The organism is Rhodoferax sp. LS1P39 (assembly GCF_056521425.1).
Genome location: NZ_JBWMAV010000001.1, coordinates 252,253 through 267,778, shown reverse-complemented (window position 1 = coordinate 267,778; position 15,526 = coordinate 252,253). Strand labels below are relative to the sequence as shown.

16 protein-coding genes and 1 pseudogene are annotated in these 15,526 nt (G+C 58.6%); 9 read left to right on the top strand and 8 right to left on the bottom strand.

Annotation, left to right across the window (positions count from 1 at the left end; translation table 11 throughout):
• The first annotated feature begins 6 nt into the window (after positions 1-6).
• Both manD and AC097O_RS01125 read left to right on the top strand, forming a co-directional pair.
• Positions 7-1,218 carry a D-mannonate dehydratase ManD gene (gene manD / locus AC097O_RS01130; RefSeq protein ID WP_479590997.1) on the top strand — a complete coding sequence of 404 codons (1,212 nt, stop codon included), beginning with the start codon at positions 7-9 and terminating at the stop codon, positions 1,216-1,218.
• Positions 1,218-2,141: a sugar kinase gene (locus tag AC097O_RS01125; RefSeq protein WP_479590995.1), complete on the top strand. Its 924-nt coding sequence runs from the start codon at positions 1,218-1,220 to the stop codon at positions 2,139-2,141. Before manD ends, AC097O_RS01125 begins: the two co-directional genes overlap by 1 nt.
• Before the next feature lie 66 nt (positions 2,142-2,207).
• Here the strand turns inward: AC097O_RS01125 and AC097O_RS01120 are convergent, their stop codons facing one another.
• Positions 2,208-2,870 (bottom strand): IS1595 family transposase, encoded by a 663-nt coding sequence (locus AC097O_RS01120; protein ID WP_479590993.1) that lies wholly within the window; start codon positions 2,868-2,870, stop codon positions 2,208-2,210.
• Between the two features lie 396 nt (positions 2,871-3,266).
• Positions 3,267-4,235 carry an IS1595 family transposase gene (locus AC097O_RS01115; protein ID WP_479591461.1) on the bottom strand — a complete coding sequence of 323 codons (969 nt, stop codon included), beginning with the start codon at positions 4,233-4,235 and terminating at the stop codon, positions 3,267-3,269.
• Between the two features lie 86 nt (positions 4,236-4,321).
• On the opposite strand from AC097O_RS01115, the gene AC097O_RS01110 reads away from it, so the two are divergent.
• Positions 4,322-4,633, top strand: coding sequence for a hypothetical protein (locus tag AC097O_RS01110; protein WP_479590991.1), 312 nt, complete (start codon positions 4,322-4,324; stop codon positions 4,631-4,633).
• Between the two features lie 359 nt (positions 4,634-4,992).
• Here the strand turns inward: AC097O_RS01110 and AC097O_RS01105 are convergent, their stop codons facing one another.
• Positions 4,993-5,130 carry a hypothetical protein gene (locus tag AC097O_RS01105; protein WP_479590989.1) on the bottom strand — a complete coding sequence of 46 codons (138 nt, stop codon included), beginning with the start codon at positions 5,128-5,130 and terminating at the stop codon, positions 4,993-4,995.
• Between the two features lie 288 nt (positions 5,131-5,418).
• On the opposite strand from AC097O_RS01105, the gene AC097O_RS01100 reads away from it, so the two are divergent.
• The gene (locus tag AC097O_RS01100; protein WP_479590987.1) at positions 5,419-6,051 is read left to right on the top strand and encodes a hypothetical protein; all 633 of its coding nucleotides are present in this window, start codon (positions 5,419-5,421) and stop codon (positions 6,049-6,051) included.
• Here the strand turns inward: AC097O_RS01100 and AC097O_RS01095 are convergent.
• Entirely contained in the window at positions 6,038-6,181 is a 144-nt protein-coding gene (locus AC097O_RS01095; RefSeq protein ID WP_479590985.1) for a hypothetical protein, read from the bottom strand. The genes AC097O_RS01100 and AC097O_RS01095 overlap by 14 nt on opposite strands.
• Before the next feature lie 275 nt (positions 6,182-6,456).
• Here AC097O_RS01095 and AC097O_RS01090 point away from each other — a divergent pair, with 275 nt between their 5' ends.
• From AC097O_RS01090 to AC097O_RS01075, 4 genes and pseudogenes are all read left to right on the top strand, one after another.
• A complete protein-coding gene (locus AC097O_RS01090; RefSeq protein ID WP_479590983.1) occupies positions 6,457-6,672 on the top strand; it encodes a helix-turn-helix transcriptional regulator in 216 nt (71 codons plus the stop codon).
• On the top strand, positions 6,669-8,006 hold the full coding sequence (locus tag AC097O_RS01085; protein ID WP_479590982.1) for a DNA primase family protein: 1,338 nt from the start codon (positions 6,669-6,671) through the stop codon (positions 8,004-8,006). Before AC097O_RS01090 ends, AC097O_RS01085 begins: the two co-directional genes overlap by 4 nt.
• A 932-nt stretch (positions 8,007-8,938) precedes the next feature.
• The gene (locus AC097O_RS01080) at positions 8,939-9,400 is read left to right on the top strand and encodes a hypothetical protein (RefSeq protein WP_479590980.1); all 462 of its coding nucleotides are present in this window, start codon (positions 8,939-8,941) and stop codon (positions 9,398-9,400) included.
• A gap of 280 nt (positions 9,401-9,680) precedes the next feature.
• Positions 9,681-10,655: pseudogene (locus tag AC097O_RS01075) on the top strand (IS5 family transposase).
• A gap of 139 nt (positions 10,656-10,794) precedes the next feature.
• Here the strand turns inward: AC097O_RS01075 and AC097O_RS01070 are convergent.
• The 4 genes from AC097O_RS01070 to AC097O_RS01055 are packed head-to-tail and all read right to left on the bottom strand — an operon-like array spanning position 10,795 to position 14,302.
• Positions 10,795-11,385: a HutD/Ves family protein gene (locus AC097O_RS01070; RefSeq protein ID WP_479590978.1), complete on the bottom strand. Its 591-nt coding sequence runs from the start codon at positions 11,383-11,385 to the stop codon at positions 10,795-10,797.
• Positions 11,386-11,394: 9 nt separating this feature from the next.
• A complete protein-coding gene (locus AC097O_RS01065; RefSeq protein ID WP_479590977.1) occupies positions 11,395-12,318 on the bottom strand; it encodes an electron transfer flavoprotein subunit alpha/FixB family protein in 924 nt (307 codons plus the stop codon).
• A gap of 11 nt (positions 12,319-12,329) precedes the next feature.
• Entirely contained in the window at positions 12,330-13,085 is a 756-nt protein-coding gene (locus tag AC097O_RS01060) for an electron transfer flavoprotein subunit beta/FixA family protein (RefSeq protein WP_479590975.1), read from the bottom strand.
• 32 nt (positions 13,086-13,117) lie between these two features.
• Positions 13,118-14,302 carry an NAD(P)/FAD-dependent oxidoreductase gene (locus tag AC097O_RS01055; RefSeq protein WP_479590973.1) on the bottom strand — a complete coding sequence of 395 codons (1,185 nt, stop codon included), beginning with the start codon at positions 14,300-14,302 and terminating at the stop codon, positions 13,118-13,120.
• Between the two features lie 246 nt (positions 14,303-14,548).
• Between AC097O_RS01055 and hutG the strand changes: the two genes are divergently transcribed.
• Entirely contained in the window at positions 14,549-15,355 is an 807-nt protein-coding gene (gene hutG / locus AC097O_RS01050) for an N-formylglutamate deformylase (protein ID WP_479590970.1), read from the top strand.
• Positions 15,356-15,526: the final 171 nt, after the last annotated feature.

The following is a 15,526-nucleotide window of genomic DNA, read 5'->3' as shown; positions in this document are numbered from 1 at the left end:
ATTCTTATGAAAATCACCAACGCCCGCGTGATCGTCTGCAGCCCCGGCCGCAATTTCGTCACCTTGAAGATCGAAACCGACGAGGGCCTGACCGGCATCGGCGATGCCACGCTGAACGGCCGCGAGCTGTCCGTCGTCAGCTACCTGAACGACCACGTCATTCCCTGCCTGATCGGCCGCGATGCACACCAGATCGAAGACATCTGGCAATACCTGTACAAGGGTGCCTACTGGCGCCGCGGCCCGGTGACCATGAGCGCGATTGCCGCCGTGGACACCGCGCTGTGGGATATCAAGGCCAAGGCCGCCAACCTGCCGCTGTACCAGCTGCTCGGCGGTCGCAGCCGCTCCGGGGTGATGGTCTACGGCCACGCCAACGGCAAGGATATTGAACACACGGTCGATGAAGTGCTGCGCTACAAGGAGATGGGCTACAAGGCGATCCGCGCGCAAAGCGGCGTGCCCGGCCTGGAGGCGGTCTACGGCGTGGGCAAAGGCAATATGTTCTACGAACCTGCCGACGGCAACCTGCCCAGCGAGCATGACTGGAGCAGCGAGAAATACCTGCTGCACGCGCCCAAGCTGTTCGACGCGGTGCGCCAGGCCGTGGGCCCGGACATCCATTTGCTGCACGATGTGCACCACCGCCTGACGCCGATCGAAGCAGGCCGCCTGGGCAAGTCGCTGGAACCCTTCCACCTGTTCTGGATGGAAGATGCGACCCCGGCCGAGAACCAGGACGCCTTCCGCCTGATCCGTCAGCACACCACCACGCCGCTGGCCGTGGGCGAGATCTTCAACACCATCTGGGACTGCAAGGACCTGATCCAGAACCAGCTGATCGACTACATCCGTACCACCATCGTCCATGCCGGTGGCCTCACGCATCTGCGCCGGATTGCCGACTTTGCCTCGTTGTACCAGGTGCGCACCGGCTGCCATGGCGCCACCGACCTGTCGCCGGTGTGCATGGGTACGGCGTTGCATTTCGACACCTGGGTGCCGAACTTCGGCATCCAGGAATACATGCGCCACACCGAGCTGACCGACGAAGTGTTTCCGCACAGCTACAGCTTCAAGGACGGCTACATGCATTGCGGCGAAACCATAGGCCACGGCGTCGAGATCAACGAGGAACTGGCCGCCAAGTACCCGTACCAGCGCGCCTACCTGCCGGTGAACCGGCTGCAGCACGATGGCACGTTGGTGAACTGGTAATGCCGCGCGTCGTACTGTTCGGCGAATGCATGCTGGAACTGCAGGGCGTTGCCTTTGGTTCCATGCAGCAAGGCTTTGGCGGCGACACGCTGAACACTGCGGTCTACCTGGCGCGGTGTTCGGCAGGCAAGCTGCAGGTCGGCTACGCCACCGCCTTGGGCGACGACGGCCTGAGCACCGGCCTGCTGGCGCGCTGGCAGGCCGAGGCGCTGGACGTGTCGCTGGTGCAGCGCCTGCCAGGCCGCATGCCGGGCCTGTACCTGATCGAGGTGGATGCCCATGGCGAACGCAGTTTCAGTTACTGGCGCGACAACAGCGCGGCCAAGGCGTATTTCGATGCGCCGGACACACCGCTGGAGCACGCGGCGGACCAGATTGATGCGCTCTACCTCAGCGGCATCAGCCTGGCCATCCTGCCCACGGCGGGCCGCGAACGCCTGCTGGCCCTGATGGCCCGCCTGCGCACGCGCGGGGCCACAGTGGTGTTTGACAACAACTACCGCCCCCGCCTGTGGACCAGCCGGGCCGAGGCGCATACCTGGTTCGACCGCGCCTATGCCCTGGCCAGCATGGCCCTGGTGACGGCAGACGACGAGCAGGCCCTGCGCGGCCTGGCGAGTCTGGACGAAGCGGTAGCCGCAGCATCGGCTCTGTCATGCCCCGAAATCGTCATCAAGCGGGGCAGTAACGCCACTCTCGTGCGCACCGCCAGCGGCGTACAAGAAATCGCCACCGAGCGGGTCGAAAAGGTGGTGGACACCACCGCCGCAGGCGACTCCTTCGCCGCAGGCTACCTGGCCGTGCGTCTGCAAGGCGGCAGCGTGGAAGCCGCCGCCACCCAAGGCAACCGCCTGGCCGCCCGCGTCATCCAGCACCGGGGTGCGCTGATTCCGTGGGACGCGATGGTGGACTTGGTGCTATAGAAAATAGAGCTGCCTGCGCTTACTCCATAAGCGCAGGCAGTGGTTTTTCCTGATTCGCTACCAGCCTCAGACCGCCGAAGAAACTTCAAAGGCTGGAGCTGGTTGAGACAGGCAGCGCGCAGCAAACGTAGCAGCAGAGCCGCAAGTCAAATCGGCGGTGAAAGCGTAAGCAAACTCGGCCAGATAGCGCCTCGCGTACTTGGGATAAGCGACAAAATGGTATGTCCCACCCAGGACCGTCTTCACGTTGCCCAACACCGTATTGACCCATTTGAGAGCAGGCATATGGGTTGCGCGTCTGCCGCTGCCAATGACGTAGGGCTCGTGGGTGGCATCCATCTGGATCACCTGTGCGAAACAGGCCGTCCCGTCGGAGACCACATGCGCCGTCGGCACCAGGCTGTGCAGTGCCCATTCCTTAAGAGTCTGCTTGGTTAACTCGGCGATCGGACGCGAACGCATGAACAGGGGCTTGCCGGCTGGCGTGGTTTGCAGCGGCGCCACAAAGGCGGCTATGTTCAACCCGTCTCTGCCCCCTTGGATATGGTCAGCCAGCTCGCCGCCCAGATATGCATCGTCAATCTCCACCCGCCCATCAAGACGCCGGGGCTCCTCTCGCAGTCGCATCGTCTCCAGTAGCTTGTGTTTGACGAGCCAGGCGGTCTTGTCGCTCAGTCCAAGCTGGCGCATGAGCTCCAATGCGCTGATGGAGTTTTTACTCTGCGTCAACAGTTAAAAGGCCAAAAACCAGACGGTCAGAGGTAGCTTGGTGTGCTCAAACACCGTACCGACGATGCTGGAGGACTGGTAGCCGTAGATCACGTGCTCCCACAGCTGACGACTTGAGCCGTTACGGGGCTGAAACGAGCGGGAACATCCGCAGTGGGCACAGCGCCAGCCCTTGGGCTAAAGGTAAGCGAATACCGCGCTTTCGCACTGCGCCCCGGTGTCGTAGCGAATTTGGACGTCGCGCATGGACAGGCTGGGCTGGAACTGGATGCGGTTCATGGGTAAGGTGTACCTCGCAATAACTGTTCATAAGTAAGGTGTATCCACTTAGCTCCAGCGATTAAAAATACTGGATAGATGATCAGTATATCGTTGACATTTCCGAGGTGTGATCCTTCAAGCCTTTGTCACCACATCCCGATAGGTCAGTGGTGCAGTCAAGACTGCTTGTTGCAGCAACCGATAGAACAACATGCCCCGAGAATTGGACGTGCGGCGATTGAAGCGGAACACAAACTCATCCAGATAGGCATCAAGGTGTTCGGGCTGCACCGAACCATGGTGTGTTCCCAAAATCCAGCGCTGCACGAGCGCCGCCACCCGGTGCACGCCGGCCATCGACACGTGGGCAGGCACATCTGAGCCCAGCATAACCATGCGCTGATGGATGAAGCCCAGCTCCGTCAAGGACCGATAGGCTGCCGAGCCGTCCGTGCGCACCTTGACGCCAGGCTCAATGACCTCCTGCACGAATGGAATGACACATGAGGCGGAGTCATCGGCAACGCGACGCAGGCGAATACGGCCGAACCCCTTGGGCTCCAGTATCTCCACGGCCATGACTACCTGCACCTTGCTCGTGTGGCTCTTGCGCCCTTTGGCAACGACGGGGGCTTGTCTGTCTGTGATAGCCAGGTAGGTTTCGTCAACTTCGACAAGACCCTTGAGTTGCTCACGGCCCGGTCGAACCATCGCACGACGCAGTCGGTGCAGCATAGTCCAGGCAGTCTGGTAGCTGCCCAGACCCAGCACGCGCTGCAAGCCCAAAGCGCTCACACCTTGCTTCTGATTGGTCAGGTACCAGGCCGCAGCCAGCCAGACGCGCAGGGGTGTGCGGGTCTTGTCGAAGATAGTGCCAGCGGTTACTGAACTCTGGTGCTGGCAACCGGGGCACATCAGCCGGGTACGGGTGGCGCGGTAAGCCTCGCCCACGCAGCCGCAGCGCGGGCATACAAATCCGCTGGGCCAGCGCAATCGCGCCAAATAGCACAGACAGGCTTCTTCGGTAGCAAACCAGTCGAGAAACTCGTTCCAGGTTTGCGGGTAGTCTTTTACGGGCGTTGGCGCTAAAGTATGGATATCCATCCAGTCATTTTGCATCGACTGGAGCTAAGTGGATACGCCTTATATTAATACAGTTTCTTGTAAAACTCCCAACGCTAGGAAGCCGTATGGAAACCATGGTTGATGTCCTCTACACCGTCTCACTCATCGACTATCCCGATCTGCCTATCAAGGAACGGATGACCGCGGAAGTACGCTACTGCAAGGCGCTGGAAAGGAAGGTCGGCTCGCCAGAAGACGTGGTGCACGCGCTCAAGGCGGTGGAACAGTTGGCAGACAACGGCGATGCGGCCGAACTCACCGATGAGGCCCGTCGGCTGGTGGGCCAGTGGCAGCTGGCCTGCAACACGGCACGTACGGCGGGCCTACAAGCGTTGGGAGATCTGCCCGAGGCCTGGTTTGAGGTTCGCGTTTTGTGAGCATCCTCTAGATTTAGGAAGTTTGGAGACCCACAATCGTTTCGAACTTTGAAAGGCTAGAACTGTCGCAAGAGCGAAAACCTCCGAGGTCGAAATACCAGCGATACCAAGCTCTAAACATAATGTTCAATATTCTTCGTATGGCCATCCCCGCTGTGCTTACCGTAGCAGGGGCATTCGCGTTGACACCGGCGTTGTTGGGCCGACCTCTCAGCCTTTGGGAAGTTCTCCTGTGCGGTGGTTTCGCCGTGCTTTTCGCGGGCGGCATACGGGAATACCGCAAACGCCAAGAAAAAAAGCGTTTGATCAATCTCCGCGGTTCGGCACTGTGGTGAAGGTGTTTCGCCGGCTACGGCCGCTTACCGAGAGTGGGTTGGCACGCGGATATCGAGAGGGCCATAGTGCAGGCGCATGTAGCCAAAGCCCAGTGCGGCCAACAAGGCCGCGATAGCCACGGCCCAGCCGATGACGGTCATGATGGAATAGAGAATTTTCACGGCTGGTTTTCTGCGGGGATGCTACGTAAATTGGTAGCTGCCATCATAGGGTCGATTGGGACGGCAATGCCCTTGTAGGGAAAGAGGATCTCCACCGCTCGGCAGCTTTGACTGAGCCCTGCGGCCACAGTAAGTACTCGTCCAACTTGCAGCGACGGCCTACGGCCAGACCATACACGGCACGGTTCCATGGGCTGAAAGAACCACAGACCATCCCCACCCAAAACGAAATCGCGGTGCCTATACGTTGCACGTAACAGCCGTTACGCAACCCATAGGACACCTTATATGCAACACCAGACCCCATCGGCACAGACCACCAAACGTTTCAGTACCGCAACCGGTCGTCGGCGCACCAAGGACTACCGCGTCACCCCAGCGCCCGTCGCCGGCGAGAGCAAGTCCGAACGTGTCACACGCCTGTACCAGACTCCCGGTGGCCCCCTCATCGGTTGGCTGTTTGACGAATGCCGTCGTCGCCAGTCCCCACTGGCCGACATGGCCAAAGAGCTGGGCGTGAGCTACGGCTACATCAACCAGCTACGCAACGGTATTCGCAGCACGGAGGACATCGGTCGAGAATTCTGTGAAGCCGCTGCGGTGTACCTGGGAACCCCACCCATCGTAGTGAAGCTCCTAGCGAACCAGGTCAAGTTACGCGATTTCTCGGCAAGAGCAGAAACCGAGGAAGAAAGCATCGACCGGGCTATCCGGCAGATGATGGATGACCCCAAAATCCGCCAGTCAGGGTTTGACATGCAGTCGCTGGACCTCCACTCTAAGCGCATGCTCGTGCTGATGTACGGAGAGGTGAGCAGTAGTGACATTTTTGGCACCAGCGAACTGCCGAACATCTTGTACTGGCTGCACCGGTCAGTAGAAATCCACGATGCGCACGAGTTCGAGGCTAAGCGTGCGTAATAAAAAGGTACAGGTACAGGTACAGGTACAGGTACAGGTACAGGTACAGGTACAGGTAGATGTAGATGTAGATGTAGGTTGAAAGTGCGACGGTAGGAGCAGGGCACAGAACCACGGTCGCACAGGACATCTCTGAGGCGTCGGACCGCCGCACCAGACGGATGGAAAGGGCAGGGCGATGGCTTCGGCCACGCAAAAGTATTGATTCCCAAGGGCGCATCCATACCGGATGCGCCCTTTTTCTCGTTGCAGCGCTACCCAACCGCAGTTACGGATCTGCAGTCCACGCGTTTAAACCTGCCTCGCTACAGATACCAGCTACCGGCAACCCCTGCCAGTAGCTGGCACAGAAAGGCGTGGTCGGTCTCTCTATTTGTCATCACTGGACCGATACCGAGAGACACCATGGAAACACAACCTCTGTTGACACTGGACGACCTGGCACAGTTGCTGGGTCGCAGCAAAAACACGATTCGCAAAGATATCCGGCGCAATCCGCAAGCCCTACCACCCCGACTGCTGCGACCGCACCCCCAGCAGCTGCGCTGGCGTGCTACCGATGTAGAGACCTGGTTGAACCGCCGGGTGCAGCCACCCAGCGGTGTAGGAGGCCTGGTATGAGCAAAGTCGTCCGCAGCCCCTTCCGTCCGCATCTCTATGCCGGCACTATCGTCCAGGCCGGGGGCGTCGCGTCGGACCGCACGCTGCTATACCGATGGACGGGCACGCACTGGTCACCGATTGACGAAGACGAGGCGGAGCGGCATGCCTACCACTGGCTGGTGGCCGAAGACCTGAACTGGGCCAGCGCAGAAAACGCCCGTAAGGCCTTTCGGGCAGCCTGTCTTTTTGCGCCGTCTATTCCGCCCTTGACCCGCGACGTGGTCATTCCGACAGAAAACGGTTATGTCCATCTGGTCGGCAATGTGCTGGAGGTACATGCCGCGAACCCGGACCTGGGCCTGACGCACTGTCTGGGATGCCGATACGACCCTGCGGGTCCTGTACCCCACGCATTTCTTCGATTTCTGGAGCGGGTCCTACCCGACCCACCGGTAAGGGACCGGGTCCAGGAATACGTGGGATACACCCTGCTGGCGGATGCCCGCTACCAGCGCGCCCAGTTCTGGCTGGGGCAGGGGGCCAATGGGAAGGGCGTTTTGGCCAACATCGTGCAGGCATTGCACGGCCGCATTGCGGCTATGTCCCTGGACCAACTTGCCGGCTTCCACCTGTCTGTGCTGGTCGGCGCCAGCCTGGTGTACGTCGATGAGGTGCCTCGCAAACCGTTTGACGAGCAGAGACTGAAGTCCATGATTGCCGGAGAGCGCATACCCATCGACCGCAAATACCGTGACCCCGTCAGCATCCACGTGCGAGGCAAGTGGCTGGTACTGGGCAACCATCTGCCCGCCATCACCGACCACAGCATCGGATTCTGGCGGCGCTGGGATATCGTCCCCTTCGGCGTCACCATTGCGGAGCGGGACCGCGACCCCTTGTTAGCCGAGAACATCATCGCCTGTGAGTTGTCTGGCGTCCTGAACTGGGCCCTGGAAGGTCTGGTCCGCCTGCAATCGCGGGGCGGCTTCGACCCTGTCATGCCCCTGGCCATGCAGTCCATGCTGCAGGAGGCGAAAGCCGATACCAACTCCGTGGTCTCCTGGATAGACGACCTGGGTGTTGCGCTGCAAACGACCTGCGACACACTGAAGGACCGGGTCTTCGAAGACTACCGCCATTGGTGCGCTACCAACGCCATGCGAGAGGTCAGTGTGGTGCAGTTCTGGAAACGTATGAACGAACACTTCAAGGAACTGGATGAATCGCGGATACGGGTGGACGGTGTCCAGCGCAGGGTCTGCAACATCTCCCTGGCAGCCTCAGTCCCCAAGGGCCTTTCGCCATTTGGTACAGATGCGCCTGCGTCTAAGAGGTTTAACGGCTCCCGCTGAAAACTGTCTGTGGTCCGCCGTGGGCGGGCCTGGAAGTTCACTGTGCCGGGTGTGCCGGGGAGTTGGGTGGAAACTTCTTGGCTTATGGAGGCTGTGTATGGGACGGTATATAGGTATCCCTATATATCTCACGATATTTAAGAAAAGCACATGGCACACCCGGCACAGGCCCTGTGCAACGCCACTTTAAGACGTCTTCTCCCAGGGAAAGCCCATCGGCGAGCTTGTGCCGGGTAGATCGTCGACCCGGCACAGATCAGAGTCCAAGATAAATCTGCAGACCGTTGTTCTGCCCTGGCAATCCGGTCTGCGCCGCCCGCGCAGACTTCTCCCTCGTTACAACTGCCGTGCATGGCAAACCGTGCAGCGTCCGGCTCGGCCGCGCAGTCAGCAGAAATCCACCGAGTGGCCGTGGCATCCTGCCCCGCGCAGTGACATGCAGGATGTGCCAAGCCGCCTCGCAAATATAAATTGCGCGGTGCCCTTGTCATCTTCAAAATTAAATGCTACATTTACTTACACATCAGTGACTGACCTTTCGGTTAGCACCTCCCCTGGCAAGTAGCGCGACAAAGCGTGAACGCTGTCTCACGTCCACATCGATCTCCTCGATGCGGATCGACAAGAACCTCCTCGGGTTCGAAAACACACTTTTATTGCCTCTCTAGACGCTGTTCCGCCTTTGGCTTTTCAGTTTCTCCCCGCGTTCCGCATCGTCGGATCTCAGTGGTTCTTTAAAAATTTGGCCCGCAACCAGATGACCGGTAGATATATAGAGACTTAAACCCTCCGCCGGGGTACGCAATGAACGTAGAACCTGAAAGATTGCCTGGCTTTTTCCTAAGCGGAAAAGGCAGCTGCAGTGAGAGCAGCATGAAAGTGACCCGAATGAAATTAAACGCTGCCCGGTGGGTAGCAAACTTAAATTACACATGACAAAAAAAGAACAAAGCATGTCCACTCAAAAATCCTGGACTGAAACCGTCTCCGTTCCCCAGGAAGTGACCGCAGCGACGACCGAGATGCTGCGGTGCGCAAATTGGGAACTGGTGAGCAAAGTGCACCGCCTCCTGAACTTCCGAAAACTCCGTTTTTGGAACAACAGCAAAACGCCTGGGGTGTATGTGATGGTTAACCGAGATATTGATGGACAAGCTTCGAAACGGGACTTTGGTCCAGAACGCATAGTGGCCATCGCGGTGACCTTGGATACGCTGAAAACGCAGGTGTGTGTATTCAGTGCCGAAGACTACCCCCTGCTAAGGGCAACCGATTGGCCTACTCCCCTGCAAGGACCGGTCGAGATTGACCTAACAACCGGTAACTACATAAAAATGGCTAACAACCTGGAGAAAATATTGACGGAGATGCACCGAGTGCATACAGACGACTGAGTGAGGCGGCGGACTGGGTGGCGGCAGGGAATGCTGTCGCCACCCAGTCCATGCGCGCTATCCGATCCGACAGACAAACCACACGGCCTTAGAGTGGGTTCAAAGTCTTTGGTGGAGATGAGAAGCCAATGCAATTGGAACGAGCAATTCCTACTGCAGAGGATGAGGCAAACAACTACAGGCAACTCGGTAATCAGGCCTGCACGGCAGTGACCGAACCTAAACCTAATGCAATGCTGATTAAGGTCCACGGTCACCGAGGCTGAAGCGTTACATGACGATGAAACAACAGACCCTTGCGATGGCAGTCGACCAAGAAGCGGGATTCGCTCAGCACCGCAAACCGACCCGGCGCGATACGTTCCTGCAAACGATGGAGTCCATCGTGCCTTGGGCGGCTCTATGCGAAGTCATCGAACCGCACTACCCCAAGGCGGGTAATGGCCGCCCGCCCATCGGACTGGAGCGCATGCTGCGCATCCACTTCCTGCAGCACTGATTTAACCTGGCCGACCTGTCGTGCGAAGAAGCCCTGTACGACAGCGCCAGTCTGCGCCACTTCGTCGGCATCGACCTGGGGCGCGAGCCCGTGCCCGATGCCACCACCTTGCTCAAGTTCCGCCGCCTCTTGAACGAGCACAAACTGGGCGAGGCCTTGTTTGCCAAGGTCGGACAAGAACTGCAAGCCCGGGGTTTCAAAGTGAACACCGGCACCATCGTGGATGCCACCCTGATCAGCGCGCCCAGCTCCACCAAGAACGCAGACAAAGCGCGCGACCCCGAGATGCACCAGACCCGCAAGGGCCAGGAGTGGGACTTCGGCATGAAGCTGCACATCGGCGTGGACAGCCAAAGCGGGCTGGCACACAGCGCGGTAGTCACCGCTGCCAACATCCATGACAAACACCCCTTACCCGATCTGCTGCACGGCCAAGAGCGGCGCGTGTATGGCGACTCGGCTTACGCCAGCCAGAAGACCTTAATCCGAGGCCGAGCCCCCAAGGCCCAGGACTTCACCAACCAACGCAGCCGCGGCGGCGGCGTGGTCGATGAGGGGATTCGCAGCAAGAACCGCAATAAATCCAAGATACGTGCGCGGGTAGAGCATGTCTTTGGCGTGGTCAAGAAGCTATGGGGCTTCACCAAAGTGCGCTATCGGGATCTACAGAAGAATGCGACGCGGGCATTCACCGCCCTGGCGCTGGCCAACATCTACCTGGGGCGACGACGGCTGATGGCGCAGGTGCGCCTGTAAGGGTCCAAAGTGGGCCGAATGGCCCGAAACCCGAGCCCCAAGGGGCTGGGAAACAGCGTGGTTTGACTGGATTCCATGGATTCTCTGAACCCGAATACCAAAGTCGCGCTTTAACTTGCCTTATTCAGCGTCGCCTTAACTATGTTTCGCTAAGGGTAATGACGGCCCAACAGGCATCAGAACTGTCGGCGTTGGCTTCGATGTCGAGCTCGATGCCTGGACGCGTCACTTCCAGACCCTCACTGGGATGGAGAGTGATGGAGCATCCGTCCTGGCATTTTGCGGTGACCACTCCCAAGAGAACCACGACGGCAATCACGCTGTTGGCAGCACAACTGCACGCGCGCTGTTGAAGCAACACTTGCGCTGTCACCCGGTTGTTTTGAGCCATGATGTTCAGGAAGCGGGCTGAGCTACCTCCTAGGCGCGCCTCAAATTGCGCTTCACCGCAATACTTGGCTTTGCTTCCAACCTCGGGAAAATTGAGGGACACCCCGGCACCGACAAGCCTTAGCCCCGGCCCTCGCATGAGCACCGAAACCCTCTCGATGCCAGGAAAGACCGAGAAGGGCCCATCCTTCTCGATGTCCGCTACGCTGATACGCCAGATCGTCCCGTTTTCAGAACGCCTGGAAGAGATGGTCCGAGTGACCCCTCCCCCATTCTTCCAAGGCTCCGGTGTCGTTTGAACGATCGAAAATGGCCTCACGCCATCTGGAGGCGTCGACATGGTCGGGTATCAACCGATGGTCGACAACTCATTTGTGAGCCTGGGCAGAACCTCAAAGAGGTCGCCGACGAGACCGATGTCAGCAATGGAGAAGATGGGAGCATCCGGGTCTTTGTTGATGGCCACGATGACCTTCGCGTCCTTGATACCCGCGACGTGCTGGATGGCGCCCGAAATACCTGCTGCAATGTAGATATCAGGTGCAACCGTCTTACCCGTCTGCCCAACCTGCAACGCATTGGGCGCAAAACCGGCATCCACTGCAGCACGAGAAGCCCCCACTGCCCCACCCAGCCTGTCCGCCAGGGCTTCGACAAGGCGCATGTTTTCAGCAGAGCCGACACCACGACCACCCGCCACCACCACGCGAGCTCGCGTAAGATCTGGACGGCTGCTGGACGCGGCCTCTTTCCCAATGAGTTCTGTTCTTTCATCTGCCGGAACGGCAACCATCGAACTGACCTCTGCTGGAGCTTGACGTGATGCCTGCTCGAACGCGGAGGCACGCACCGTAAAAAACACCTTGGACTGCACGCTGACCGAAGCGATTACGCTACCGGCATACATAGGCCGGGTGAAAACCTCACCTTGAATGGCAATAACATCTGTCAGGAACGCGCAAGCGCTGAGCGCCGCGGCACGGGGCAGCGCAGCTCGGGCCATCATGCTGTGCGACGCCACGACTGCATCAAATGCGTCTTGAATGCTATGCACGACCTTTGCGACGGTTTCCGCATTGACCTTGACCAAGGGGTGATGCAGCACCTTGGAGATGCCCGCAATGGCCGCGCACTGTTGCGCCACGGCATCGGAACCGAAGACCAGGGCCTGCACAGATCCCCCAAGCGCAGCGGCTGCGGTGGCAACGCGAGCCGTTGCCGGGTCGATTTCGTCAGCGTCGTGGTCGACAACAATCAAAGTAAGTTTGCTCATCATCGAATTCCTCAAGTCTCTGCAGGCGACAGGCGCCGAATCTCTTCAATCAAGGCGTCAATGTTCTGGACCTTCTTGCCAGCGGCGCGGGAAGGCGGCTCGGATACGGCCACCACAGTAACCACGGGCTTGGGAACACTGACGAGCTCGGCAGCGGCAATGGTGGTGATGGTGGCCTTCTTGGCTTTCATCATATTGGGCAGCGAGATGCTTCGGGGGTCGCTAAGGCGAAGGTCAACACTGATCACAGCAGGTACGGGAAGCTGCCATTGCTCCAGGCCCGCATCACCATCACAGGTGACCGCTAGCCTTCCTTCCTGGAGCTCCAGCTTGTTCACCGAGATGGCTTGTGGCCAATCCAGGAGACCGGCCAACATGGCGCCAGTGGCACCGAGGTCGTCATCAATCGCCTGTTTTCCGCACACCACCAGCGACGCCTGTTCGCGCTCCACAAGTGCTTTGAGGATGTGCGCGACGCCCAGAGAATCGACAGGTTCGGCTCCGGTGTCGACCAGAACAGCGGCATCAGCGCCCATGGCCAGCGCAGTTCTAAGCACGTCCTGAGCAACCGGTGCGCCACAGGTGACGACGGTGACTTTGGTGACAGTGCCTGCTTCGCGCAAACGAACCGCTTGCTCGACGGCGACCTCGTCAAAGGGGTTCATCGACATCTTGACGCCAGCGGCATCGACGCCGCTACCGTCGGACTTGACGCGGACCTTCACGTTGTAGTCAATCACGCGTTTGATGGGAACAAGAATATTCATATTCATATTCATATTGGTTTGAGAAAAAATGATTAGGAGACGGCACCAAGTCCGTACTTGCCGGTAAGCAGCTTTCCGCTGCGAAAACGCTCATGCGCATAGGGGGTCAATGACACATCGGTCTTCAAGCCAAGCGCCTCCTGCGCCAGTACGCGACCTACCCCCGGTGAAAGCTTGAAGCCATGGCCAGAGAAGCCGTATCCAACAATGAGACCAGGCACATCGGGCAACCGACCCAACACGGGGTTCCAGTCGGGCGTGACGTCATAGACCCCGGTCCAGGAAGAGGCAATACTGGCTGTCTCATACCCGGGGAAGCGCTCAGCCACCTGGCCGCCGACCTCGACGATGTAGTCCATCGAAATGTCGCCTTGCTCGTTGTCTGGGGTGTCGAGCTTTTCACCCACGATCCCTTCACTCACGAGCATCTGGTTGCCTCCGTAACTGCGGCAATACAGCATTCCAGTGGAGCCCAGGTCCTTGTACACTGGCATTTTGAAGGTGTAGGGGTGCGGGCCTTCCAAAGCCAGTACAGCGTGTCGTTCGGGAACCACCGGAGTGGAAACCCCCGTCCAGCGCTCGATGTCGGTGGCCCAAATGCTTTGCGTGCTGATGACTGTCGATGCGCTAAAGCTGCCCTTGTTGGTCTGTACGCCCACGACTTTTCCGTCCACACGCAGCAGTTGTTCTACCTCAACCCCTTCCATGATCTTTACGCCAAGCCTTCGCGCAGCCCGCGCGAAGCTGGTCGCAACCAGGTACGCGTCAGCAAAGCCGGCTTCCGGCTCATAGCCAATCAGTGCTGCATCGTCAAATCGAGCAATGGGAAGCAGTTCCGCGGCCTGCTTCGCATCGAGCATGCTCAGCGGGATGCCCATGTTTTTCTGGGCTGTCAACGACTCGCGAAGAGACTCCAGCTTGGGCCCCTCGGGTGAGGCAATGAGGTAGCCACACTTGATCAGGCCAGAAGCAGCATCTTCGTCGCCGAGGTACTCTGTGAAATTGTTGAAGACTTGCCAGGAATTCAGAGCCAACTCAACGTTCTCGACGATCGAGTAGTGAGTGCGAAGGATGCCGCTGGACTGCGACGTCGTTCCCGCTCCAATCTGAGTGCGGTCTAGGACTAGCACTCGCTTGGCTCCGAGACTAGCGAGGTGGTATGCGACTGAGCAGCCGATTACTCCGGCACCAATCACGACGGTGTCATAGCTTTCCATAGGGCTCCGGTTCAGTTGAGGATTGATGACCCGTAGCGTAGGTTCACCCTTTCGTTATCCGAACAGGATTACTGTTTGTGAAGCTGATGTTCAGCTATTGCGTATTTGGCCGAGCAAAACCAACGCTAATGCAGGATGCCGACGTCGCGAGGGTCAGAGTTGCCGAGCCCCCAAGCAGCCGTATGCCGCAAGCCGACAGGGAAAGTGGGTCCACCCAATCTTGCAATGAACCAGAGATTTTCACTCATGAACAATCAGGTCCACGAGGCCTTTTCGCTGCGACAAGGTGTCGCGCCTATCCTGATTTCCATTCCTCATTTGGGGACCTCTGTGCCAAAAGAGCTGAGATCGCAGTACCAGGAGCATGCTTTGCGCATGCCAGACACCGATTGGCATCTGGACAAGGTCTACGACTTCGCTGACAACCTGGGTATCGGCGTCATTCAGGCGAAAGTCTCGCGCTATGTCATCGACCTCAATCGACCGCCAGGTGGAGAGAGTCTGTATCCGGGCCAAAACACCACAGGCCTCTGTCCAACCCGAACCTTTCGCGATGAGGCTGTCTATCAAGCGGGTCAAGAGCCCAGCCGGAACGAGATCGAAAGGCGGGTTGCCCAGTACTGGCGTCCATACCATGACGCCTTGCAGCAAGAGCTTCAGCGAATGAAAGAACAGCACGGGACCCTGCTGCTGTGGGAAGCGCATTCCATCGCCAGCGTGTTGCCGCATCTGTTCAGCGGCAAGTTGCCAGACCTGAACTTCGGCACGAACAGCGGCGCAGCATGCCGAGATGAGTTATTTGAGGCTGTTGTGCAGGCACTGCCAACCGATTTGGGCATAACACTGGTTGTCAACGACCGCTTTAAAGGGGGTTACATTACTCGCCACTTCGGACGCCCCGAACGAGGCATCAACGCCATACAACTGGAAATGTGCCAGTCCCTCTACATGGATGAAACGTATCCGTTCAACTACCGAGATGACAAAGCCAAGCACATCAAGCCTGCGCTGCAAGCCATGCTACTGACAGCGCTAAAGCGCTTGGGTCGCTGAGCCCTCAATGCGTCAACCCTTGACACGGGTGACTTCTTAGTCAATCTTCTCCATAACGTCGGGTATCAGCTCGACCCATTCCCTCGATCCAATTGTTTAGGACACTCAACCTTAAAGACTCCAGACTCACGAAAACCATGACAACATCGACAAATTCTTAGGCCAACGCGG